Origin of the sequence: Tepidicella xavieri (assembly GCF_004363315.1) — a bacterium.
Classification (GTDB): Bacteria; Pseudomonadota; Gammaproteobacteria; order Burkholderiales; family Burkholderiaceae_C; genus Tepidicella; species Tepidicella xavieri.
On the sequence record NZ_SNYL01000009.1, the window covers coordinates 45123 to 66411 of the forward strand.

At 65.5% G+C, this 21289-nt stretch carries 24 protein-coding genes; 5 read left to right on the forward strand and 19 right to left on the reverse strand.

All coding sequences use genetic code 11. The features are described from left to right. Positions 1-21: 21 nt before the first annotated feature. From infA to rplN, 12 genes are read right to left on the reverse strand one after another with little or no spacing between them, the layout of a single operon-like run. Positions 22-240, reverse strand: a complete 219-nt coding sequence (gene infA, locus DFR43_RS08665) for a translation initiation factor IF-1 (protein WP_086118896.1) — start codon at positions 238-240, stop codon at positions 22-24. Positions 241-243: 3 nt separating this feature from the next. Beyond that, positions 244-1563 carry a preprotein translocase subunit SecY gene (secY, locus tag DFR43_RS08670; RefSeq protein ID WP_133597715.1) on the reverse strand — a complete coding sequence of 440 codons (1320 nt, stop codon included), beginning with the start codon at positions 1561-1563 and terminating at the stop codon, positions 244-246. A 24-nt stretch (positions 1564-1587) separates the two neighbouring features. Then, positions 1588-2019: a 50S ribosomal protein L15 gene (rplO, locus tag DFR43_RS08675; RefSeq protein WP_133597717.1), complete on the reverse strand. Its 432-nt coding sequence runs from the start codon at positions 2017-2019 to the stop codon at positions 1588-1590. Between the two features lie 13 nt (positions 2020-2032). Then, a complete protein-coding gene (gene rpmD / locus DFR43_RS08680) occupies positions 2033-2215 on the reverse strand; it encodes a 50S ribosomal protein L30 (protein ID WP_133597719.1) in 183 nt (60 codons plus the stop codon). A gap of 11 nt (positions 2216-2226) precedes the next feature. After that, positions 2227-2745 carry a 30S ribosomal protein S5 gene (gene rpsE / locus DFR43_RS08685; protein ID WP_133597722.1) on the reverse strand — a complete coding sequence of 173 codons (519 nt, stop codon included), beginning with the start codon at positions 2743-2745 and terminating at the stop codon, positions 2227-2229. A 14-nt stretch (positions 2746-2759) separates the two neighbouring features. Next, positions 2760-3125, reverse strand: coding sequence for a 50S ribosomal protein L18 (rplR, locus tag DFR43_RS08690; protein ID WP_133597724.1), 366 nt, complete (start codon positions 3123-3125; stop codon positions 2760-2762). An 11-nt stretch (positions 3126-3136) separates the two neighbouring features. Next, complete coding sequence (gene rplF, locus DFR43_RS08695; RefSeq protein WP_133597726.1) at positions 3137-3670, reverse strand: 50S ribosomal protein L6; 534 nt, start codon at positions 3668-3670, stop codon at positions 3137-3139. 22 nt (positions 3671-3692) lie between these two features. Next, positions 3693-4088, reverse strand: coding sequence for a 30S ribosomal protein S8 (rpsH, locus tag DFR43_RS08700; protein WP_133597728.1), 396 nt, complete (start codon positions 4086-4088; stop codon positions 3693-3695). 19 nt (positions 4089-4107) lie between these two features. Continuing rightward, positions 4108-4413, reverse strand: a complete 306-nt coding sequence (gene rpsN / locus DFR43_RS08705) for a 30S ribosomal protein S14 (protein WP_133597730.1) — start codon at positions 4411-4413, stop codon at positions 4108-4110. A gap of 8 nt (positions 4414-4421) precedes the next feature. Next, positions 4422-4961 (reverse strand): 50S ribosomal protein L5, encoded by a 540-nt coding sequence (gene rplE, locus DFR43_RS08710; RefSeq protein WP_133597732.1) that lies wholly within the window; start codon positions 4959-4961, stop codon positions 4422-4424. A 2-nt stretch (positions 4962-4963) separates the two neighbouring features. Continuing rightward, positions 4964-5284, reverse strand: a complete 321-nt coding sequence (gene rplX, locus DFR43_RS08715) for a 50S ribosomal protein L24 (protein WP_133597734.1) — start codon at positions 5282-5284, stop codon at positions 4964-4966. Positions 5285-5293: 9 nt separating this feature from the next. Continuing rightward, on the reverse strand, positions 5294-5662 hold the full coding sequence (rplN, locus tag DFR43_RS08720) for a 50S ribosomal protein L14 (RefSeq protein ID WP_133597736.1): 369 nt from the start codon (positions 5660-5662) through the stop codon (positions 5294-5296). A 307-nt stretch (positions 5663-5969) separates the two neighbouring features. Here rplN and glpK point away from each other — a divergent pair, with 307 nt between their 5' ends. Together glpK and proC are read left to right on the forward strand one after the other, a co-directional pair. Next, a complete protein-coding gene (glpK, locus tag DFR43_RS08725) occupies positions 5970-7469 on the forward strand; it encodes a glycerol kinase GlpK (protein WP_133597738.1) in 1500 nt (499 codons plus the stop codon). Then, entirely contained in the window at positions 7466-8320 is an 855-nt protein-coding gene (gene proC, locus DFR43_RS08730; protein ID WP_133597740.1) for a pyrroline-5-carboxylate reductase, read from the forward strand. Before glpK ends, proC begins: the two co-directional genes overlap by 4 nt. Positions 8321-8341: 21 nt before the next feature. On the opposite strand, the gene ubiA is transcribed toward proC, so the two are convergent. Genes ubiA through recG form a run of 3 tightly spaced genes read right to left on the reverse strand, consistent with a single transcriptional unit; the run spans position 8342 to position 12373 of the window. Next, entirely contained in the window at positions 8342-9244 is a 903-nt protein-coding gene (ubiA, locus tag DFR43_RS08735; protein ID WP_133597742.1) for a 4-hydroxybenzoate octaprenyltransferase, read from the reverse strand. Continuing rightward, a complete protein-coding gene (locus DFR43_RS08740) occupies positions 9241-10212 on the reverse strand; it encodes a hydrogen peroxide-inducible genes activator (protein WP_133597744.1) in 972 nt (323 codons plus the stop codon). Before DFR43_RS08740 ends, ubiA begins: the two co-directional genes overlap by 4 nt. Before the next feature lie 13 nt (positions 10213-10225). Beyond that, positions 10226-12373 carry an ATP-dependent DNA helicase RecG gene (recG, locus tag DFR43_RS08745; protein ID WP_133597746.1) on the reverse strand — a complete coding sequence of 716 codons (2148 nt, stop codon included), beginning with the start codon at positions 12371-12373 and terminating at the stop codon, positions 10226-10228. A gap of 151 nt (positions 12374-12524) precedes the next feature. On the opposite strand from recG, the gene DFR43_RS08750 reads away from it, so the two are divergent. The 3 genes from DFR43_RS08750 to DFR43_RS08760 are packed head-to-tail and all read left to right on the forward strand — an operon-like array spanning position 12525 to position 15307. After that, the gene (locus DFR43_RS08750) at positions 12525-13457 is read left to right on the forward strand and encodes a sodium-dependent bicarbonate transport family permease (protein WP_133597748.1); all 933 of its coding nucleotides are present in this window, start codon (positions 12525-12527) and stop codon (positions 13455-13457) included. Positions 13458-13478: 21 nt separating this feature from the next. Continuing rightward, entirely contained in the window at positions 13479-13790 is a 312-nt protein-coding gene (locus DFR43_RS08755) for a P-II family nitrogen regulator (RefSeq protein WP_245988881.1), read from the forward strand. Between the two features lie 26 nt (positions 13791-13816). Beyond that, complete coding sequence (locus DFR43_RS08760) at positions 13817-15307, forward strand: sensor domain-containing diguanylate cyclase (protein WP_133597866.1); 1491 nt, start codon at positions 13817-13819, stop codon at positions 15305-15307. Positions 15308-15320: 13 nt separating this feature from the next. Here the strand turns inward: DFR43_RS08760 and trhP are convergent, their stop codons facing one another. The 4 genes from trhP to acnB all read right to left on the reverse strand — a co-directional run bounded on the left by trhP (position 15321) and on the right by acnB (position 21273). Then, positions 15321-16703, reverse strand: a complete 1383-nt coding sequence (trhP, locus tag DFR43_RS08765; protein ID WP_133597750.1) for a prephenate-dependent tRNA uridine(34) hydroxylase TrhP — start codon at positions 16701-16703, stop codon at positions 15321-15323. Positions 16704-16738: 35 nt separating this feature from the next. Next, positions 16739-17932 carry a DUF3095 domain-containing protein gene (locus tag DFR43_RS08770; protein ID WP_164499721.1) on the reverse strand — a complete coding sequence of 398 codons (1194 nt, stop codon included), beginning with the start codon at positions 17930-17932 and terminating at the stop codon, positions 16739-16741. A 62-nt stretch (positions 17933-17994) separates the two neighbouring features. Further along, positions 17995-18459, reverse strand: a complete 465-nt coding sequence (locus DFR43_RS08775) for a fasciclin domain-containing protein (protein WP_133597754.1) — start codon at positions 18457-18459, stop codon at positions 17995-17997. Positions 18460-18669: 210 nt separating this feature from the next. Beyond that, entirely contained in the window at positions 18670-21273 is a 2604-nt protein-coding gene (acnB, locus tag DFR43_RS08780; protein WP_133597868.1) for a bifunctional aconitate hydratase 2/2-methylisocitrate dehydratase, read from the reverse strand. Positions 21274-21289: the final 16 nt, after the last annotated feature.

The following is a 21289-nucleotide window of genomic DNA, read 5'->3' on the forward strand; positions in this document are numbered from 1 at the left end:
CCTGAACAAATTCTCAAAAACTCACTTGCTGCGGAACACGATCCGGGCGCGGGTGAGATCGTAGGGCGTGAGTTCGACCTTCACCTTGTCACCCGGCAGGATGCGGATGTAATGCATCCGCATCTTCCCGGAAATGTGTCCCAGGACCACATGCCCGTTTTCCAGTTTCACACGGAACGTGGCGTTGGGGAGGTTTTCGATCACCTCGCCCTGCATCTCGATCACATCGTCCTTCGCCATGCTTCACACACCCGGGGACGCCTTGAAATTCGCCTTCTTCAGCAGCGACTCATACTGCTGCGACATCACGTAATTCTGCACCTGGGCCCAGAAGTCCATGGTGACCACCACGATGATCAGCAGCGAGGTGCCCCCGAAATAGAACGGCACGTTGTAACGCAGAATCAAAAATTCCGGCAACAGACACACCGCCGTGATGTAAATCGCGCCGGCCAGCGTCAGGCGCACCAGGATCTTGTCGATGTGGCGCGCTGTCTGGTCACCCGGGCGGATGCCCGGAATGAATGCACCGCTCTTCTTCAGGTTGTCTGCCGTTTCTCGGCTGTTGAACACCAACGCCGTGTAGAAGAAACAGAAGAAGATGATGGCAGCAGCATACAAGCCGACGTAGATCGGTTGCCCCGGCGACAAGGCCGCAGCCAGGTCGCGCAACCACCGGGTGGAGTCACCCGTGCTGACCCAACTCACCAGCGTGGTCGGCAGCAGAATGATGGACGAGGCGAAGATCGGCGGAATCACGCCAGCCATGTTCAGCTTCAAAGGCAAGTGCGATGACTGCCCGCCATACACCTTGTTGCCCACCTGGCGACGCGCATAGTTCACCAGAATCTTGCGCTGGCCGCGCTCGATGAACACCACGAAGTAGGTCACCACGATCACCAGCAGCACGATGAAGATCGCGGCCAGGATGCTCATGGCACCGGTACGCACCAACTCCAGCAAGCCGCCGATGGCACTGGGCAGGCCTGCCACAATGCCGGCGAAGATCAGCAGCGAAATGCCGTTGCCGATGCCGCGCTCGGTGATCTGTTCACCCAGCCACATCAGGAACATGGTGCCGGCCACGAGGCTCACCACCGCCGTGAAACGGAAGGTGAAGCCCGGGTCGATCACCAAGCCGGGCATCCCCTCCAGCGCCAGCGCAATGCCCAGCGACTGGAAGATCGCCAAGCCCAAGGTGCCGTAACGGGTGTACTGGGTGATCTTGCGCCGCCCGGCCTCGCCTTCCTTCTTGAGCTGGACGAGCGAGGGCACCACGTACGTCATGAGCTGCATGATGATCGATGCCGAGATGTACGGCATGATCCCCAGGGCAAACACCGCGAACCGCTCCAGCGAGCCGCCGGAGAACATGTTGAACAGGTTCAGGATGTTGCCCTGCTGGCCGCGGAAGAGCTGGCTGAGCTGGTCGGGGTCGATGCCCGGCACCGGAATGTGTGCGCCGATGCGGTACACGACCAGCGCGAGCAGCAAAAACACCAGCCGGCGACGCAAGTCACCGAACTTGCCGGTTTTCGCGAGGGAGGCTGCGTTTGTGGCCACAAGCGTTTCCGAGGTTTAGCCGATTCAGGCCAGCGAGCCGCCAGCGGCTTCGATGGCTGCCTTGGCACCCGCCGTCGCGCCAATGGCGTTGAGCTTGACGGCGATGCTGAGTTCACCGGTCTTGATGACCTTGACCTTCTTGGCGAGGGCGGGCGCGAGGCCGGCTTGCTTGAGGGTGAGCAGATCCACCTCGGCCGCACCCAGAGCCTGCAGATCGGCCAGGGTGATCTCGGCGTTGAACTTCAGGGCTTGCGACTTGAAGCCGCGCTTGGGCAGGCGGCGCTGCAGCGGCATCTGACCGCCTTCGAAGCCGACCTTGTGGTAGCCACCCGCGCGAGACTTCTGGCCCTTGTGGCCACGACCGGCGGTCTTGCCCAGACCGGAGCCGATGCCACGGCCCACGCGACGCTTGGCGTGCTTGGCGCCAGCAGCGGGCTTGAGAGTGTTGAGTTCCATCTTCAGACTCCGATCAGATCACTTGGACCAGATAGCTGACCTTGTTGATCATGCCGCGCACGGCAGGGGTGTCCTGCAGTTCGCGCACGCTGTTGAGCTTGCGCAGACCCAGCCCGCGCACGGTGGCACGATGGCTTTCTTTGCAGCCGATGGGGCTGCGCACCAGTTTCACTTTGATGGTGTTGGCAGTCGTCATGATCGCTCCAATCAACCCAGGATGTCTTCGACCGACTTGCCCCGCTTGGCAGCGACTTCGGCCGGCGTCGTCGATTTCTTCAACGCGTCCAGCGTGGCGCGAACCAGGTTGTAGGGATTGGTCGAGCCGTGGCTCTTGGCCACCACGTCGGTCACGCCCAGCACCTCGAAGACGGCACGCATCGGGCCGCCAGCGATGATGCCGGTCCCCTTGACGGCGGGCAACATCATCACGGTGGAAGCCCCGTGCTGACCATGCACCTCATGGTGCAGGGAGCCGCTCTTGAGGGAGACTTTGAACATGTTGCGGCGGGCCTCGTCCATGGCCTTCTGAACGGCCACCGGCACTTCACGCGCCTTGCCCTTGCCCATGCCCACGCGGCCATCGCCGTCGCCCACCACGGTCAACGCAGCGAAACCCATGATGCGGCCGCCTTTGACCACCTTGGTCACGCGGTTGACCGCGATCATCTTCTCGCGCAGGCCGTCGTCGTTGCCTTCGCTCTTCACATTGGCTTGCATCTTTGCCATTTGCATTTCCCCCATCAGAACTGCAGGCCGGCGGCACGCGCGGCATCTGCCAGGGCTTTGATCCGGCCGTGGTAGGCAAAGCCGGAGCGGTCGAAGGCCACTTTCTCGATGCCGGCGGCCTTGGCCTTCTCGGCAATGCGCTTGCCGATCAACTCGGCAGCGGCCTTGTTGCCACCCTTGCCGGCGCCACCCAGTTGGGCGCGCACTTCGGCCTCGACGGTGGAGGCAGACACCAGCACCTTGGCGCCGTCGCCGGAAATGACGTTGGCGTAGATATGCTGGTTGGTGCGGTTCACGCTCAGACGCACGGCGCCTTGCTGGGCAATGCGGATACGGGTCTGGCGGGCGCGACGCAAACGTTGTTCTTTCTTGGTCAACATGTTCGCTGTCCTTATTTCTTCTTGGTCTCTTTGATGACGACCTTCTCGTCCGCATAGCGGATGCCTTTGCCCTTGTAGGGCTCGGGCGGACGCACCGCACGGATTTCAGCCGCAACCTGGCCCACGCGCTGACGGTCAGCGCCCTTGACCACGATTTCGGTCGGGGCCGGCGTGGCCACCGTGATGCCTTCGGGCATCACGAAATCCACCGGATGCGAGAAACCCACGGACAGGTTGAGCTTGTTGCCCGAAGCGGCGGCCTTGTAGCCCACGCCCACGAGGGTGAGCTTCTTCTCGAAGCCCTTGCTCACTCCGTTGACCATGTTGTTGACCAACTGGCGCATCGTGCCGCGCATGGCGCTGGCTTCGGCGCTGTCGTCAGCCGCGGTGAAGGACAGCTTGCCATTGGCATTCTCGACCTTGACCAGCGGGTTGAGGCTCACGCTCAGGGCACCCAGGGCACCCTTGGCGGTGATCACGTCTTGCTTGATGGCCACTTCGACACCCTGGGGGATGGCGACCGGCGCTTTACCTACACGAGACATTTCAGGTACTCCTCAGCGCGCGTCAGGCGACGTAACACAACACTTCGCCACCGACACCGGCAGCGCGCGCTTTGCGGTCGGTCATCACGCCCTTGGGCGTGGTCACGATCGCCACGCCCAGACCGTTCATGACCTGGGGAATGGATTTGGCGCCACGGTACACACGCAGACCCGGACGGCTGACGCGCTCGATGCGCTCGATCACCGGACGGCCGGCGTAATACTTCAGCGCGATTTCGAGCTCGCTCTTGCCGCCCTCGGTCTTGACCTGGAAGCCATCGATGTAGCCTTCGTCTTTGAGCACCTGGGCAATGGCCACCTTCACTTTGGAGGAAGGCATGGAGACGGCGGCTTTTTCCACCATCTGCGCATTGCGGATGCGGGTCAGCATATCGGCGATAGGATCACTCATGCTCATTTCGTTACTCCTTCGCGGCTTACCAGCTGGCCTTGGTCACGCCGGGGATTTCGCCGGCAAAAGCCATTTCACGGATCTTCATGCGGCCCAGACCGAACTGGCGGAAGGTGCCGCGGGGACGACCGGTGATTTCGCAGCGGGCGCGCTGGCGGGTCGGGTTGGCGTTACGGGGCAGTTTCTGCAGGGCCAGACGGGCGGCGTCGCGCTCCTCGTCGGAACGCTTGGCATCCTTTGCGATGGCCTTCAACTCGTTGTACTTGTTGGCGAACTTGGCGGCGAGTTTTTCGCGCTTGAGTTCACGCTGGAGCAAAGCTTGTTTAGCCACACACCACCTCAGTTCTTGAACGGGAAACGGAAACCGGCCAGCAGCGCCTTGCACTCGGCGTCGCTCTTGGCGGTCGTCGTGATGCTGATGTTCAGACCACGCACGGCATCGACCTTGTCGTATTCGATTTCCGGGAAGATGATCTGCTCTTTGACACCGATGTTGTAGTTCCCGCGGCCATCGAAAGCCTTGCCGGAAATACCCCGGAAGTCGCGCACGCGCGGCAGGGCCACGGTGACGAAGCGGTCCAGGAATTCGTACATGCGGGCGCCACGCAGGGTGACCATGCAGCCGATGGGCTGGCCTTCACGGATCTTGAAACCGGCAATGGCTTTGCGGGCCTTGGTGGTCACCGGCTTCTGACCGGCGATCTTGGTCAGGTCGCCAACGGCGTTTTCCAGCACTTTCTTGTCGGCCACGGCCTCACCCACCCCCATGTTCAGGGTGATTTTGGTGATGCGCGGCACTTCCATGATGGACTTGTAGCCGAACTGCTCTTTCAGAGCCGGGGCGATTTTCTCGCGGTAGAGTTGTTGGAAGCGTGCCATGGTCATGCCACCTTGATTTCTTCGCCGCTGGACTTGTAGACGCGCACTTTCTTGCCGTCTGCCAGCACTTTGACCCCCACGCGATCGGCCTTGCCGGTGGCCGCGTTGAAGATGGCCACGTTGGACTGGTGGATGGGCATGGTCTTCTCGACGATGCCGCCCGTCACGCCCTTCATGGGATTGGGCTTGGTGTGCTTTTTGACGATGTTCACACCCTCGACCACCACGCGCTCTTCGTCGGCGCGGCGCAGCACCTTGCCACGCTTGCCCTTGTCGCGGCCGGCGATCACGATCACTTCGTCGCCTTTGCGGATCTTGTTCATGACAACTCCTTACAGGACCTCGGGCGCCAAGGACACGATCTTCATGAACTTCTCGGTACGCAGTTCGCGCGTGACCGGGCCGAAGATGCGGGTGCCGATGGGCTCCAGCTTGTTGTTGAGCAGCACTGCGGCGTTGCCGTCGAACTTGATCAAGGCGCCATCGGGACGGCGCAGACCTTTGGCGGTGCGCACGACCACGGCGTTGTAGACCTCGCCCTTCTTGACGCGGCCACGCGGAGCGGCTTCCTTGATGCTCACTTTGATGATGTCGCCCACATTGGCGTAACGGCGCTTGGAGCCACCCAGCACCTTGATGCACATCACGGACTTGGCACCCGTGTTGTCAGCAACATCGAGTCGAGATTGCGTTTGGATCATTTGAGTAAGTCCCAACTTGAATCCCTGCCACCACCGCGGCAGCAGGCGATCAGTCTTGGGCCCGTCGTCGTTGCGCACCCCCAGAATCTCAGCGATCCCGGATTCCACGCAACTTCGGTGGGCAGAAAATCTTCGCCCCAATACGGGCGAAGCTGCGCATTATTGCGCACCACGCAAAGGATGTCAAGCCTTTTGTACAAGGCCGCCACATTCTGGCACGCTCGACGGCGATGAGGCCGGGGCGATAGGCGTCGCCTTGGCCAACGCGCTACAGTGCGAGCACCGACGTCTCTGGCTGGATCACCCCATGACCCGATACCTGTTGGCCCTGGATCAGGGCACCACCAGCTCGCGCAGCCTCGTGTTTGACCCGCAAGGCCGTGTCGTGGCCTGTGCGCAACAGGAGCTGCGCCAGCATTACCCGCGCCCTGGCTGGGTGGAGCATGACCCGGCCGACATCTGGCACACCCAGCTCGACACCGCGCGGCAAGCCATGAGGCAGGCCGGCCTGACGCACCGCGACATCGCCGCCATCGGCATCACCAACCAGCGGGAAACGACGCTGCTGTGGGACCGGCGCACAGGCGAGCCCCTGCACCGCGCCATCGTCTGGCAGGACCGGCGCACCACGGCGCTGTGCGAACACCTACAGGCCGCGCTCGGCACCGAGGCCATCCATGCACGAACGGGCCTGCGGCCCGACCCCTACTTCTCTGGCACCAAGCTGGCCTGGCTGCTGAGCCAGGTGCCGGGAGCGCGACGCCGCGCCGAAGCGGGCGAGCTGGCTTTCGGCACGGTGGACACCTGGCTGGTGTGGCAGCTCACGGGGGGGCGCCGGCACGTCACCGACGTGAGCAACGCGTCCCGCACCCTGCTGTGGAATTTGCAGCGGGAAGCCTGGGACGACGCGCTGCTGGATGCGCTGGACATCCCCCGGGCGGTGTTGCCCGAGGTGCTGCCCTCCAGCGCGCCGTTTGGCGTCACCGACGAGCACCTGCTGGGAGGCCCGATCGCCATCGGCGGCGTGGCTGGCGACCAGCAAAGCGCGCTCCTGGGGCAGGCGTGCCTGCAACCGGGCATGGCCAAAAACACCTATGGCACGGGGTGCTTCTTGCTGATGCACACCGGCGATCGGCCCACCCCGAGCGCCAACGGCCTGCTGAGCACGGCCGCCGCACGCCATGGGGCCACGGCGGCTTACGCGTTGGAAGGCAGCGTGTTCGTGGGCGGCGCCGTGGTGCAATGGCTGCGCGATGGCTTGCGCGCCATCGCGGCCAGCCACGACGTGCAGGCCCTGGCCGCCTCGGTACCCGACAGCGATGGCGTGGTGTTCGTCCCGGCGTTCACCGGCCTGGGCGCCCCGTACTGGCAGCCCGAAGCCCGCGGCACCCTGACCGGGCTGACCCGGGGCACCACCGTCGCCCATATCGCCCGGGCCGCGCTGGACAGCATCGCCTACCAGTCCACCGCGGTGCTGCAAGCCATGAACCGCGATGCGCTGGCCCATGGCGCGGCGGCGCTGCAAGAGCTGCGGGTGGACGGGGGCGCCAGTGTCAACGACCTGCTCATGCAGATCCAGGCCGATCTGCTGGGGATCCCGGTGGTGCGCCCGGCCGTGACCGAAACCACCGCACTGGGCGCGGCCTGCCTGGCTGGCTTGCAGGCCGGGGTGTTCGACAGCCCCGAGGCATGGGGCCGGCTGTGGCGGGCCGAGCGCCGCTTCGAGCCGCAGTGCAGCGCCGCCCAGGCCGCCGAGCGCATGGCCGCCTGGGAGCGGGCCGTCAAACAAGCGACAATCACCGCATGAGTGCACACACCCCTTCCTCACCGGGCGCCTGGAGCGCCGGCATCCGCTTGGCGTTCATCGGCGGCGGCAACATGGCCAGCGCCATCGTGGGCGGCTTGTGCCAGAACGGCCTGAGCGCGCAACAGATCGACATCGTGGAACCCTATGCGCCGCAGCGCGACAAGCTCAGCGCCCAGTTCCCCGGCGTGCGGCTGCACGAGGCCGCCGGCCCGGCGCTGGCCGGCGTCGATCTGGTGGTCTGGGCCGTCAAGCCCCAGACCTTCAAAGCAGCCGCGTTGGCGTGCGCCCCCCACACAGCCGGCGCCCTGCATCTGAGCGTGGCCGCGGGCATCCGCACCGACAGCATGGCCGCTTGGCTGGGGGCGCGACGCATCGTGCGCGCCATGCCCAACACGCCTGCCCTGGTCGGGCTGGGCATGACCGGGCTGTATGCGCTCGATGCCGTCAATGCCGAGGACCGGCGACGGGTCGAAGCGGTGATCGGCACCACGGGCCGGTTCCTGTGGCTGCCGCAGGAGTCGGCGCTGGACGCGGTGACGGCCCTGTCCGGTTCTGGGCCGGCGTATGTGTTTTACTTCCTCGAAGCGATGCGCCGCGCCGGCACGGAAATGGGGTTGGACGCCGACACCGCGCTGCAACTGGCCGTGGGCACCTTCGTGGGTGCTGCGCGGCTGGCGCAGGATGCTGGCGAGCCGCCCGAGATCCTGCGTGAGCGCGTCACCTCCAAAGGCGGCACCACCCATGCCGCCCTGACGGCGATGCAGCAGGCCGGCGTGGCCGACGCCTTCGTGGCCGCGATGCATGCGGCCCATCGCCGCGCCCAGGAGCTGGGTGACGAGTTCGGGGCTTGAGGCAGCGCGGCTGGCAGCTGCTCACCCCCCCCATTGGCGCTGGGCATAGGTCAGCGCCACCCCGGCAAACAGCGTGAACCCCAGCCAGTGGTTGAGGCGAAAGGCGCGAAAGCACCCCTCGCGCGTGCGGTCGCGAATCATGGAAAAATGCCAGGCCACCTGGGCCAGCGCCAACCCCAGCGCCACCCCCAACCACCAGCCGCCCACCTCGGGCCACAACAGCAGCGCCCACAGCAGCAGGTGGATCAGGTAGAACGCCGTGACAGCGGCCACGTCGTACGTGCCCAAGGTGATGGCCGAGGTCTTCATGCCGATCTTGAGGTCGTCGTCGCGATCGACCATGGCGTATTCCGTGTCGTAGGCCAGCACCCAGAACAGATTGGCCACGAGCAGGGCCCAGGCTTGCCAGGGCACGGTGGACTGCACCGCCGCGTAAGCCATGGGGATGCCGAAGCTGAAGGCCACGCCCAGCACCGCCTGCGGCATGGCGACGAAACGCTTGGCATAGGGATAGACGATCGCCACCGCCAGCGCCGGCAAGGAAAGCCACACCGCGGTGGCCGTGGTGGTGAGCACGAGCAAGAAAGCCAACGCCGCCAAGGCCGCGCCCAACAGCAGCGCCTCTTTCACCGACACCTGCCCGCTGGTGACGGGGCGTTGCGCGGTGCGCTTGACGTGCCGGTCGAAATCGCGGTCGGCCACGTCGTTGACACAGCAGCCGGCGCTGCGCATCAAGATGGTGCCCAGCACGAAAACGGCCAGCAGATGCCAGCCGGGCCAACCCTCAGCGGCCAGCCACAGGGCCGTCAGCGTGGGCCACAGCAGCAGCAGCCAGCCGGCCGGCCGGTCCCAGCGGATGAGGTCCAGATAGAGCGACAGCTTGCTGCGGGCGGCCGCGGCAGGCGCAGGGGTATTCGTCTTCATGAGGTCAAGCGTTTGACGCCCGGCAATTCACAGGCATAGACCGCGTTGCGCAGCGCGGCAATCGCTTCATAGCGGGTGAAGCTGCGCCGCCAAGCCAGCACCACGCGGCGCGTGGGCGGGTCGCCGGCAAACGGCAGATAGCGCACGTAGGACGTGTCACCCGGCCCGGAGCCGGGGGCCGCCACTTTCGCGCCGGGAGCCAGCGCCCCCGGGGGCACGCTCAGGCGCGGCACCAGCGTGATGCCCATGCCGGCGGCCACCATGTGCTTGATGGTTTCCAGCGACGAGCCTTCGAAGCTCTTGCGGATGCCCTCGGCGTCGTTGGAAAAACGGGCGAACTCGGGGCACACCTCCAGCACATGGTCGCGGAAACAATGACCGCTGCCCAGCAGGAGCATGGTTTCCTGCTTGAGTTCCTCGGCCGTCACGGCGTCGCGCTGGGCCAAGGGGTGGTTGGCCGGCACCGCCGCGAAAAAAGGCTCGTCATACAGCGGCGCGATGGCCAGATTGGTGTCGGGGAATGGCTCGGCCAGGATGGCAGCATCGATCTCGCCCAGGCGCAGTTGCTCCAGCAGCTTGGCCGTCAGGTTTTCTTGCAGCATCAACGGCATCTGCGGCGTGTGCTCGATCACCTGTTTCACCAAATCCGGCAGCAGATAGGGGCCGATGGTGTAGATGACCCCCAAGCGCAGCGGTCCAGCCAGCGGGTCTTTGCCGCGCTTGGCGATTTCCTTGATCGCCGCGGCCTGCTCCAGCACCACCTGGGCCTGGCGCACGATTTCCTCGCCCAGCGGCGTGACCGCGACTTCGGTGGCATTGCGCTCGAAGATCTTGACTTCCAGCTCCTCCTCCAGCTTCTTGATGGCCACGCTCAAGGTGGGCTGCGAGACAAAGCAGGCCTCGGCCGCCTTGCCGAAGTGCCGCTCGCGCGCCACGGCGACGATGTATTTGAGTTCGGTCAGGGTCATGGCTGCTATCGGTTCAGGCTTTCAGATAGTCGGATTTTCCACCCAACCAGCGATCCATGTGTTTGTGCGCCAGTTCGGGCGATTGGTCAAGCAGGCGGGGCGCCCAAGCGCGCGCCCATTCGAGCAAATGGGTGTCGGTGGCGAGGTCCGCGAAGCGCAGCAGCGGCGCGCCGGACTGCCGCGCCCCCAGAAACTCGCCCGGGCCGCGGATGTCGAGGTCGCGCCGCGCGATTTCGAAGCCATCGTTGGTCTCGACCATGGCGCGCAGCCGGTCGCGGGCGCTGTCGCTCAAGCGGCCTTGCTCATTGGGGGCATACAGCAAGACGCACACCGACGCGGCCGTGCCTCGGCCCACCCGGCCGCGCAACTGGTGCAACTGGCTCAGCCCGAAGCGCTCGGCGTGCTCGATGACCATCACCGACGCGGTGGGCACGTCCACCCCCACTTCGATGACCGTGGTGCTGACCAGCACGGCCATGGCCCCGCTGGCAAACTGGGCCATGACGGCCTTCTTGTCGGCCGCGGGCATGCGGGAGTGCAACAACCCGACGCGCGCGGGGCTGCCGTCGGCATGGCACAGCCCTTGCAGGGCCGCCGACAGCTCGGCATGGGTGGCGGTGGCGTTGCGCAGATCCAGCGCCTCGCTTTCTTCGATCAAGGGGCAGACCCAATAGACCTGGCGACCCTGGGCGACCTGGGCGCGCAAACGGGCGATGAGCTCATCGCGCCGGCTGTCGGCCAGCAGCTTGGTGACGATGGGCGTGCGGCCCGGCGGCAGTTCGTCGATGGTGGAGACGTCCAGATCGGCGTAGTAGCTCATGGCCAGGGTGCGCGGGATGGGGGTGGCGCTCATCATCAACAGATGCGGCTCCCAGCCGGCGTCTTGCATCTTGGCGCGCAGCGCCAGGCGCTGGGCCACGCCGAAGCGGTGCTGCTCGTCGATCAGGGCCAGCGCCAGCCGGTGAAAGCGCACCTGCTCTTGAATGACCGCATGGGTGCCCACCACCAGCGCCGCCTCCCCGCTGGCGATGGCGTGCAACATCGCCGCGCGCGCTTTCTTGGTCTGGCCACCGGTCAGCCAGGCCACGGTTTTGCCCCGCGGCGCCAACAGCGGGGTGAGCCAGCCCACCAGCTTGCCGAAATGCTGCTCGGCCAGAATTTCCGTGGGCGCCATGAGGGCGCACTGCCAGCCGGCGTCGATGGCCACGGCCGCCGCCAGGGCGGCCACCACCGTTTTGCCGCTGCCCACATCCCCTTGCAACAGGCGATGCATGGGCACGGTGCGGGCCAAGTCGCGGGCAATCTCGTCGGCGACCCGGCGCTGCGCCGCCGTCAAGACAAACGGCAAGGCGGCGAGCAATTGCTCGTGCAGTCCCCCGGGCTGGGCACACAGCGCCGGGGCGCTGAGGGTCGAGCGCTCCCGCCGCGCCAGGTGTTGCGAGAGCTGTTGGGCCAGCAGTTCCTCGGCTTTGAGGCGTTGCCAGGCGGGATGGCTGCGGTCCTCCAGTGCCGCCAACGGCACATCCGGGGTGGGCTGATGCAGGAAATGCAGCGCTTCGCGCAAGCTCCAGGGCCGCCCGCCCCCGCGGGAGCACAGCCCCGGGCACGCCTGCAGCGCCTCGGGCGGGATGGTGTCGCTCAGATCGGCCCGCTGCAACCCCGCGAGCACGGCGCGGCGCAGATAGGCCTGGGGCAAGCCGGCGCTGCTCGGGTACACCGGGGTCAGCGCATCGGGCAACTCACCCTGGGCGGACCGAAAGCTCGGATGCACCATGCTCCACCCCCACAAGCCACCGCGCAGTTCCCCCCGGGCGCGGATGCGGGCGCCGACGCTCAGGGCTTTCTGATGGCTGGGGTAAAAGCTGAAGAAGCGCAAAGTGCAGATGGCGCTGCCATCGTCGAGCGTGACCAGCAATTGCCGCTTGGGGCGCAGCGCCACCTCGCACGCCGTGACCGTGCCTTCGATTTGCACCACCTCGCCCTCCCGCGCTTGCGCCAGGTGGGTCAGGCGGGTTTCGTCCTCATAGCGCAGCGGCAGATGCAGCGCCAGATCGATCGGGCGCACCAGCCCCAGCTTGCGCAGCGCTTTTTGCGGCGCAGACAGGGGCTTGACAGCGGCCGCCGCAGGCGGCGCCGCCGATGGCGGGGCGGTCCGGGGCATGACCCGATTGTGCCAGCCCTGATAGATAGGTTTTTACCTATGAATCGCGCAGGAGAAATGGATTTTACAAAATGCCTCTTCCCGCCTAGGATCACTCGTTTGCCTTCCGACGCCCCCTTGACGGGGGCCATCCGTGCCATCATCGCTGCCTATGGATCCGGTCATCCTGTTTTTTCTGTTCGGCCTGGTGGCCGGGCTGCTGCGTTCGGAGCTGAAGCTGCCCAGCGCGCTGTACGACTCCCTGTCCATCTTCTTGCTGCTGGCCATCGGCCTCAAAGGCGGGCAAGGGTTGGCCACGCAACCCCTGCTGCCGCTGCTGCCGCAGATCGGGGCGGTGATCGTGCTGGGGGTCTTGCAAACACTCATCGCTTTCAGCGCGCTGCGCCTGCTCTTCGGCTTCGATCGCCCCAACGCGGCCTCCACCGCCGCGCATTACGGCTCCGTCAGCGTGGCCACGTTCGCGGTGGCGGCGGCCTGGCTGGCCGCGCGAGACATCGCCATGGAGCCGCAAATGGCGGTGCTGCTGGCGGTGATGGAAATCCCGGCGATCCTGGTCGGCATCGTGCTGGCACGCGGCATCCACCGCGATACCGACTGGAAATCCCTGGGCCACGAGGCCTTTCTGGGCAAAGGGGTGACGCTGCTGCTGGGCGGCATGGCCATCGGCTGGGCGGCCGGCCCCGAGGGACTGGCCCCCATCAGCGGCTTGTACTTCGACCTGTTCAAGGCCGTGCTGGCCCTGTTTCTGCTGGAAATGGGGCTGATCGTGAGCCGGCAGGTGGGGGAGTTGCGCCGGCGCGGGCTGTCACTGATCGTCTTTGGCTTGGCCATGCCGCTGCTGTCGGCCACCCTGGGGCTGGGGACGGGTTGGCTGCTGGGCCTGTCTGTCGGCGGGCTGACCATGCTGGCCACGCTGGCGGCTTCGGCCTCCTACATCGCCGTGCCGGCGGCCATGCGCATCGCCGTGCCCGAAGCCAATCCGGCGGTCTCCCTGGCTGGCTCATTGGGCGTGACCTTTCCTTTCAACATTCTGCTGGGCATTCCCCTCTACCACTGGATGGCCACCCGTTTGAGTGGCGCCTGACCCCCTGCCGAGGAGCCTCCCATGAGCACCATGCACACCGAAAAGCGCACCCTGCTGACCGTATTCACCGAAGCCAGCATCGAGCAGCTCCTCATCCGCGACATGGACCGCCTGGGCGTGCGCGGCTACACCATTTCAGACGCGCGCGGCAAGGGCAGCCGTGGCGTGCGCGACGCCTCCTGGGACGAATCGCGCAACATCCGCATCGAAGTCATCTGCGCGCGCGAACAAGCCGAAGCCCTGCTGGCTCACCTGCAAGCACGCTATTACTCCAATTACGCCATGGTGGCCTGCTTCTCCGAGGTGGAGGTGCTGCGGCCTGGCAAATTCTGATGGCTCAGGGCTATGATGACGTCATCATGCCCACCGACCTGCCCATCGCGCTCCCGCCCTCGGACACCGCCTTCGAGCATGTGTTCGATCTGGCCCCTGTATCGCTCTGGTTGGAAGACTACAGCGAGTTGATCGATCTGTTTGACCGCTGGCGGGCCGCTGGCGTGGTCGACCTGGCCGCCTACCTGCGTGAACAGCCCGAGCGGGTGGCCGAATGCACGGCCCGCTACCGCGTGCTGAAGGTCAACCGGCGCACGCTGGAGCTGTTCCATGCCCGCTCGCAAGACGAACTGCTCGCCTCGCTGGGGCTGATCTTTCGCGGCGACATGCACGAGACGGCCATCCGCGAGCTGGTGGCCATCTGGAGCGGCCAGACGGTATTCGAGAACCAGACCGTCAACTACACCCTCGACGGGCAACGGCTGGACGTGCTCATCCGCGGACGGGTGCTGCCCGGGCACGAAGCCCGCTGGGACCGGGTATTGGTGTCTCTGGAAGACATCACCGCCCGCGTGCGGGCCGAGCGTGAGCTGCACGACAGCGAACAGTATGCCCGCGACCTGTTCGAGCGCTCACCCGTCTCGCTCTGGGTAGAGGATTTCCGGGCCGTCAAGCTGCTCATCGACGACGTGCGGGCGCGCGGCATCGAGGACTTCCCGGTGTTCCTCAAAGTGCACCCCGAATTCATCAAGCGCTGCATGCAGGAAATCCGGGTCATCGACGTCAACCGCCAGACCCTGCGCATGTTTGGCGCCGCCGACAAGGCCGAATTGCTGCGGCGACTGGACCAGGTGTTCCGCGACGACATGGAAGAGCCCTTTGCCGCCCAGCTCATCGACCTGTGGAATGGCAAATACACCCAGGAACGCGAGGTGGTGAACTACAACCTCAACGGCGATGCGCTGCACGTGCACATGCAGTTCGCCATCCTGGAAGAGCACCTGCATGACTGGGGCATGGTGCTGGTCTCGCTGGTGGACATCACCGCACGCAAGAAAGCCGAAGCCTATCTGGAATACCTGGGCAAGCACGATGTGCTGACCCGGCTGCGCAACCGGGCCTACTTCGTCGAGGAAACGGCCCGTCTCAACCGCAAAGGGCCATGGCCGGTGGCCGTGATCGCGGTCGATCTCAATGGCCTGAAGATCGCCAACGACGAAGGCGGGCACACCGCTGGCGACGCGCTGTTGCGCCGCGCCGGCGAAGTGCTCAACAAGGCCGTGGACCCCCCGGGCTGCGCAGCACGCATCGGTGGCGATGAATTCACGATCCTACTGCCTGCCACGGACGAAGAAGGCGCCCGCGCGGTGATGGAGCACATCCGCCAAGTGCTGGAACTCAACAACCAGTTCTACCCGGGTAAGGCCTTGAGTTTTTCCATGGGCATGGCGGTGTGCCCGCGCGGCGCCTCGCTCGAAGCCACCCTACAGGCGGCCGACCGCGCCATGTACGAAGACAAGGCGCGCTATTACGAAACCCACCCACCAGCGCGCCGCCGCACGGACCGCACCGACTGAGCCTGGCCACACCTCACGCCGCCACCGGCTCCAGCAAGCGCGCCAGCAAGGCGCCCTGCACCGGCTGGCCCAGAGGCACATACACCCGCACCGGGCTGCCCGGGGCAACTTGCACCGGCTCGCCATCGAGGGTTTGCATCGCCTCCAGGCGCACGATGCGGTTGCCGCTGGGGTGAATGACCTCGATGCGGTCACCCACGGCAAAGCGATTCTTGGTTTCCACCTCGGCCCAGCCATCGGCACGCACGCCACGCACCTCGCCCACGAAATGGCTGCGGTGCAGCTCGGAATGGCCGCTGACGTAGTTCTGGTAATCCTGCGCGGGACGGCGCTCCAGCAGGCCGCCGGTGTAGCCCCGGTTGGCCAGCCCTTCGAGCTCCAGCAGCAGCTCGGGGTTGAAGGGGCGGCCAGCGACGGCATCGTCGATGGCGCGGCGATACACCTGGGCCGTGCGAGCCACGTAGTACAGGCTCTTGGTGCGGCCTTCGATCTTGAGCGAATCGACCCCGATGCGACACAGCCGCTCCACGTGCTCGACCGCCCGCAAGTCCTTGGAGTTCATGATGTAGGTGCCATGCTCATCCTCCATGATGGGCATGAGCTCGCCGGGCCGCGCCTTTTCTTCGATCAGGTACACCCGGTCGGCCGCGGGGTGGCGCTGGCCATTGCCGCAGGTGGAAAACGCGGTTTCGGCGTCGGTGCGGGCCTGGGCGAAGTCGAAATCGCCCCCCATGCGCTGGACCGGCACAGCCTCGCCCGTCACCGGGTCTTCCGCCGCCGCCTGGGTCCCGTATTCCCAGCGGCAGGCATTGGTGCAGGTGCCCTGGTTCGGGTCGCGGCGGTTGAAGTAGCCCGAAAGCAGGCAGCGCCCCGAGTAGGCAATGCACAGCGCCCCGTGGACGAACACCTCCAACTCGATGTCCGGGCAGGCTTGGCGGATAGCCTCGATTTCGTCCAGGCTGAGCTCGCGCGACAGGATGATGCGGCTGATGCCCACCTTCTGCCAGAATTTGACCGCGGCCCAGTTGGTGGTGTTGGCCTGCACCGACAGATGGATGGGCACCTCGGGCCACTTCTCGCGCACCTGCATGATCAAGCCCGCATCGGCCATGATGAGGGCGTCGGGCTGCAGCGCGATGATGGGCTCGATGTCGCGCAGATACGTGCGCACCTTGTCGTTGTGCGCGATCAGGTTGCTGGTGACGAACAGTTTCTTGCCGCGGGCATGGGCCTCGGCGATGCCTTGGGCCAGTTGTTCCAGGCGGAATTCGTTGTTGCGCGCGCGCAAGCTGTAGCGGGGCTGACCGGCATAGACCGCATCGGCGCCAAAATCGTAGGCGGCACGCATTTTCTCCAGCGAGCCGGCAGGCAGCAGCAATTCAGGGGCTTTGAGCATCCCCGAATTGTCGGTGTTTTTGCCGTGGCGTGCGCTCAAGTCCGACGGACGTCTTGCAGCTGGGCCTTCAATTCACGGGCGGCCAAGGCATAACCGCCATCGGCGCCATCGACGAAATGCACATGCCGCCCGTCATAGCTGTGCACGATGCAGGTGATCAGGGCCGCGTCAGACTGGTGCATCCCGTACACCAGCCGCCCGGCCCGGCGCTGCGCCTCCAGCCACTGGCGCAGGCTCGCCACCTGTTCGGCGCTGGCATCGAGCACCATGCGCAAGGCGCCGTCGAATTTGCGCCGATCGCTCTGGCGTATCAGATCCCGCCGGTAGCGTCCCCACACCGTATCGGGTTGGCGCCGGTATTTGAAAAACACATACAGGGCCGCCAGATTGACGAAGAGCAGATGCCCCACATACCGCCAACGCGCCCACGCGCCTTGCCCCCAGGTGCGCACACGCGGCTCCACCGTCAGGCCCAAGCGGCCGAAGTGGATGCGCAAGCCGGCCAGGTCCAGCGGGTGCGAAGCGGCGTCGTCCCCCACCATCTCGCTGACTTTCTGCAAGGTCTCTCGGATGGCTTGCTGATTGAGCAGCGGATCCGGCGAACGGCCCAGCACGATGAGCGAGAGCTTGACCCCCTTGCGCGCCGGCACGTTCTGCCAGCGGCATTCAAACCCCGAGAAGTCGGCTTCGGCCGGTTCCGCATCGGCATCCAGCAAGCACACGGCCTCGCCGGCCTTGGTGCGTCGCTCCGCCTCCTCCCAGCCTCGGCCCGAGAGCACGGGCAAGTCCACTTGCGGCGAGAGCCTCACTTTGCTGGCCCGAACCCGCATTCCCTGTGCCTGGAGTTCACTCACGCGCACCAGCCCCACGCGCAAGACCAGGCCAAACGCGTCCCGCGCCATGCGCTGCGCCCCGCGCAGCGCCGCTTCCGCCCGCGCACGCAGCCTGTCGGGAATGGCCAGGGTGGCCCCATCGCCGCCAAACATGTAAGGCAGCGCCAGGGAACGGTCGAGGTTGAGCACCGCCGCGATGCAGGCCACCCCCACGGTGTTGACCTGTTTGTACTGGCCCCGCGCAATGGCTTCGGTGGAGCCGGCGATGTCGGCAATCACCACCCACCAGTCCCCAGGCACATCGGCATGGCGCGACGTGTCCACCGCCTCTTCCAGGGTCGGCACGGACTCGACGGCTGCGAAGAATTCGTCATTCAGACCGATGCGCTGGCTCATGCCCACCAATGTAGCAGCACGGGCTCCCGGGGCGAGGAGCCCGCGCCTCATGTCGACCAAGATCAGTTGGGCAGCAGCACGCTGTCGATCACGTGGATGACGCCGTTGCTGGCGGTGATATCGGCATTGACCACGCGCGAGTCGTTGACCTGCACACCCCCTTCGGTGCGCAGCGTGATGGCCTGCCCGGCCTTGGTTTGGACCTCGCCGGCCTGCACGTCGCTGGACATCACCTTGCCCGGCACGACGTGGTAGGTCAGCACCTTGGTCAGGGCCTCTTTGTCGGCCAGCAGGGCATTGAGTTTGTCCTCGGGCAGCTTGGCAAATGCTTCATCGGAGGGGGCAAACACGGTGAACGGGCCCTCGCCTTTGAGCGTGTCCACCAGCCCGGCGGCCTCGATGGCCTTGACCAGCGTGGAGAACTGCCCAGCCTGGACAGCCGTCTCGACGATGGTGGATGCCTTGGCATGCAAGGCGCTCAGCCCCAGAGCGGCGGCGCAGGCGGTCGCGATCAATGCTTTTTTCATGACTCAACTCCTCAGGTTTGCAGGTGACACAACGATGAAGGTGAGGCTGGCCAGCCATGTGACGTCACCCAGGTGGGCAACGCCACACTGGCCCGTTTTGTCTGGGACAAGTTCCGCCGTCGCCGGCCATCGATCGCAACAAAACGTTAACAATGATGCAAAAAAAAAACGGCCCCGAAGGGCCGCCATGGAAACCGGACGAGACAGGCCTCAGACCGTCACGCCCTTGGCCACTTCCGCATACTCCTCGATCTGGTCGAAGTTCATGTAGCGGTACACGTTGGCCGCGTCCTTGTTGATGATGCCCATGGCCTCGTGGTATTCGGCCAGGGTGGGGATGCGGCCGAGCTTGGAGCAGACCGCCGCCAACTCCGCCGACCCCAGGAACACGTTGGTGTTCTTGCCCAGGCGGTTGGGGAAGTTGCGGGTGCTGGTGGACATGACCGTCGCGCCTTCGCGCACCTGGGCCTGGTTGCCCATGCACAGGCTGCAACCCGGCATTTCGGTGCGCGCGCCTGCAGTGCCGAAGGTGGCGTAGTGGCCTTCCTTGATCAGCTCGTTCTGGTCCATCTTGGTGGGCGGCGCCACCCACAGCTTGACCGGAATGTCGCGCGCGCCACCGAGCAGCTTGGCCGCGGCGCGGAAGTGCCCGATGTTGGTCATGCACGAGCCGATGAAGGCCTCGTCGATCTTGGTGCCCGCCACTTCAGAAAGGAACTTGGCGTCGTCCGGGTCGTTGGGGCAGCAGACGATGGGCTCCTTGATCTCGTTGAGGTCGATCTCGATCACGGCGGCGTACTCGGCGTCCGGGTCGGCCTCCAGCAGCTCGGGCTTGGCCAGCCAGGCTTCGACGGCCTTGATGCGGCGCTCCAGCGTCCGGCGGTCCTGATAGCCATCGGCGATCATGTTCTTCATCAACACGATGTTGGACTGCAGGTACTCGATGATCGGCTCTTTGTTGAGCTTGATCGTGCAGCCGGCCGCCGAACGCTCGGCCGAGGCGTCGGACAATTCGAAGGCCTGCTCCACCTTCAGATCGGGCAAGCCCTCGATCTCGAGGATGCGCCCGGAGAAGATGTTCTTCTTGCCTTGCTTGGCCACGGTCAGCAGCCCCTGCTTGATGGCGTACAGCGGGATGGCATGCACGAGGTCGCGCAAGGTCACGCCCGGCTGCATCTGGCCCTTGAAGCGCACCAGCACCGACTCGGGCATGTCCAGCGGCATGACGCCGGTGGCGGCGGCAAAAGCCACCAGCCCGGAGCCGGCCGGGAAGGAGATGCCGATCGGGAAGCGGGTGTGCGAATCGCCACCGGTGCCGACGGTATCGGGCAGCAGCAGGCGGTTGAGCCAGGAGTGGATCACCCCGTCGCCCGGGCGCAGGCTGACGCCACCGCGGCTGCTGATAAAGGCCGGCAGCTCGCGGTGCATCTTCACGTCCACGGCCTTGGGGTAGGCGGCGGTGTGGCAGAACGACTGCATCACCAGATCGGCGCTGAAGCCCAGGCAGGCCAGGTCTTTGAGCTCGTCGCGGGTCATCGGGCCGGTGGTGTCCTGGCTGCCGACGGTGGTCATCTTGGGCTCGCAGTAGGTGCCGGGGCGGATGCCTTGCTGGTTGCCATTGACCACGGGCAAACCGCAAGCACGGCCCACCATTTTCTGGGCCAAAGTGAAGCCCTTGCCGCTGTCCACCGGGGCCTTGGGCAGGCGGAAGACGGTGGAGGCCGGCAAGCCCAGGAACTCCCGCGCTTTGCCGGTGAGGGAGCGGCCGATGATCAGGTTGATACGCCCGCCGGCACGCACCTCATCGAGCAGCACCTCGCTCTTGAGCGCGAAGGTAGCCACGACGGCGCCGTTCTTCTCGATCTTGCCGTCGTAGGGGTAGATGTCGATGACGTCGCCCATCTCCAGCTTGCTGACGTCCACCTCGATGGGCAGCGAGCCGGAGTCTTCCTGCGTGTTGAAGAAGATGGGGGCGATCTTGCCGCCCAGCGTCACGCCGCCGAAGCGCTTGTTGGGCACGAAGGGGATGTCCTCGCCGGTGTGCCAGATCACGCTGTTGGTGGCCGATTTGCGGCTGGAGCCGGTGCCCACCACGTCGCCCACGTAGGCCACCAGATGGCCTTTTTTCTTGAGGTTTTCGATGAACTGGATGGGGCCGCGCTTGCCGTCTTCCTCGGGCTCGAAGGGTGCGTCGGGCCGCTTGTTTTTGAGCATGGCCAGCGCATGCAGCGGGATGTCCGGGCGGCTCCAGGCGTCCGGGGCGGGGGAGAGGTCGTCGGTGTTGGTTTCGCCGGGCACCTTGAAGACGGTGACCGTGATCTTGCGCGGCACTTCGGGGCGCGACGTGAACCACTCGGCATCGGCCCAGGACTGCATCACCTCCTTGGCCTTGGCATTGCCGGCCGTGACCTTTTCGGCCACGTCGTGGAAGGCGTCGAACATGAGCAGGGTCTTCTTCAGCCCTGCGGCGGCCACATCGGCCACCTCGGCGTCGTCCAGCAAGTCAATCAGCGGCTTGACGTTGTAGCCGCCCACCATGGTGCCCAGCAGTTCGGTGGCCTTGGCCTTGCTGATGAGGCCGACTTGAATATCGCCATGGGCCACGGCCGCCAGGAAACTGGCCTTGACCTTGGCAGCGTCGTCCACGCCGGGCGGCACGCGGTGGGTCAGCAGGTCCAGCAGGAAGGCTTCCTCGCCGGCCGGCGGGTTCTTGATCAGCTCGATCAACTCGGCCACCTGCTTGGCATCCAGCGGCAGCGGGGGAATGCCCAGCGCGGCGCGCTCGGCGGCATGTTCACGGTAGGCTTGCAACATCATGGGCTCCAAAAAA

Excerpts from the sequence above, each read along its gene's own strand:
- infA (WP_086118896.1), bottom strand. The coding sequence starts at position 240 with ATGGCGAAGGACGATGTGATCGAGATGCAGGGCGAGGTGATCGAAAAC.
- rplO (WP_133597717.1), bottom strand. The coding sequence starts at position 2,019 with ATGGAACTCAACACTCTCAAGCCCGCTGCTGGCGCCAAGCACGCCAAG.
- rpmD (WP_133597719.1), bottom strand. The coding sequence starts at position 2,215 with ATGACGACTGCCAACACCATCAAAGTGAAACTGGTGCGCAGCCCCATC.
- rpsE (WP_133597722.1), bottom strand. The coding sequence starts at position 2,745 with ATGGCAAAGATGCAAGCCAATGTGAAGAGCGAAGGCAACGACGACGGC.
- rplR (WP_133597724.1), bottom strand. The coding sequence starts at position 3,125 with ATGTTGACCAAGAAAGAACAACGTTTGCGTCGCGCCCGCCAGACCCGT.
- rplF (WP_133597726.1), bottom strand. The coding sequence starts at position 3,670 with ATGTCTCGTGTAGGTAAAGCGCCGGTCGCCATCCCCCAGGGTGTCGAA.
- rpsH (WP_133597728.1), bottom strand. The coding sequence starts at position 4,088 with ATGAGCATGAGTGATCCTATCGCCGATATGCTGACCCGCATCCGCAAT.
- rplE (WP_133597732.1), bottom strand. The coding sequence starts at position 4,961 with ATGGCACGCTTCCAACAACTCTACCGCGAGAAAATCGCCCCGGCTCTG.
- rplX (WP_133597734.1), bottom strand. The coding sequence starts at position 5,284 with ATGAACAAGATCCGCAAAGGCGACGAAGTGATCGTGATCGCCGGCCGC.
- rplN (WP_133597736.1), bottom strand. The coding sequence starts at position 5,662 with ATGATCCAAACGCAATCTCGACTCGATGTTGCTGACAACACGGGTGCC.
- glpK (WP_133597738.1), top strand. The coding sequence starts at position 5,970 with ATGACCCGATACCTGTTGGCCCTGGATCAGGGCACCACCAGCTCGCGC.
- proC (WP_133597740.1), top strand. The coding sequence starts at position 7,466 with ATGAGTGCACACACCCCTTCCTCACCGGGCGCCTGGAGCGCCGGCATC.
- ubiA (WP_133597742.1), bottom strand. The coding sequence starts at position 9,244 with ATGAAGACGAATACCCCTGCGCCTGCCGCGGCCGCCCGCAGCAAGCTG.
- DFR43_RS08740 (WP_133597744.1), bottom strand. The coding sequence starts at position 10,212 with ATGACCCTGACCGAACTCAAATACATCGTCGCCGTGGCGCGCGAGCGG.
- recG (WP_133597746.1), bottom strand. The coding sequence starts at position 12,373 with ATGCCCCGGACCGCCCCGCCATCGGCGGCGCCGCCTGCGGCGGCCGCT.
- DFR43_RS08750 (WP_133597748.1), top strand. The coding sequence starts at position 12,525 with ATGGATCCGGTCATCCTGTTTTTTCTGTTCGGCCTGGTGGCCGGGCTG.
- DFR43_RS08755 (WP_245988881.1), top strand. The coding sequence starts at position 13,479 with ATGAGCACCATGCACACCGAAAAGCGCACCCTGCTGACCGTATTCACC.
- DFR43_RS08760 (WP_133597866.1), top strand. The coding sequence starts at position 13,817 with ATGCCCACCGACCTGCCCATCGCGCTCCCGCCCTCGGACACCGCCTTC.
- trhP (WP_133597750.1), bottom strand. The coding sequence starts at position 16,703 with ATGCTCAAAGCCCCTGAATTGCTGCTGCCTGCCGGCTCGCTGGAGAAA.
- DFR43_RS08770 (WP_164499721.1), bottom strand. The coding sequence starts at position 17,932 with ATGAGCCAGCGCATCGGTCTGAATGACGAATTCTTCGCAGCCGTCGAG.
- DFR43_RS08775 (WP_133597754.1), bottom strand. The coding sequence starts at position 18,459 with ATGAAAAAAGCATTGATCGCGACCGCCTGCGCCGCCGCTCTGGGGCTG.
- acnB (WP_133597868.1), bottom strand. The coding sequence starts at position 21,273 with ATGTTGCAAGCCTACCGTGAACATGCCGCCGAGCGCGCCGCGCTGGGC.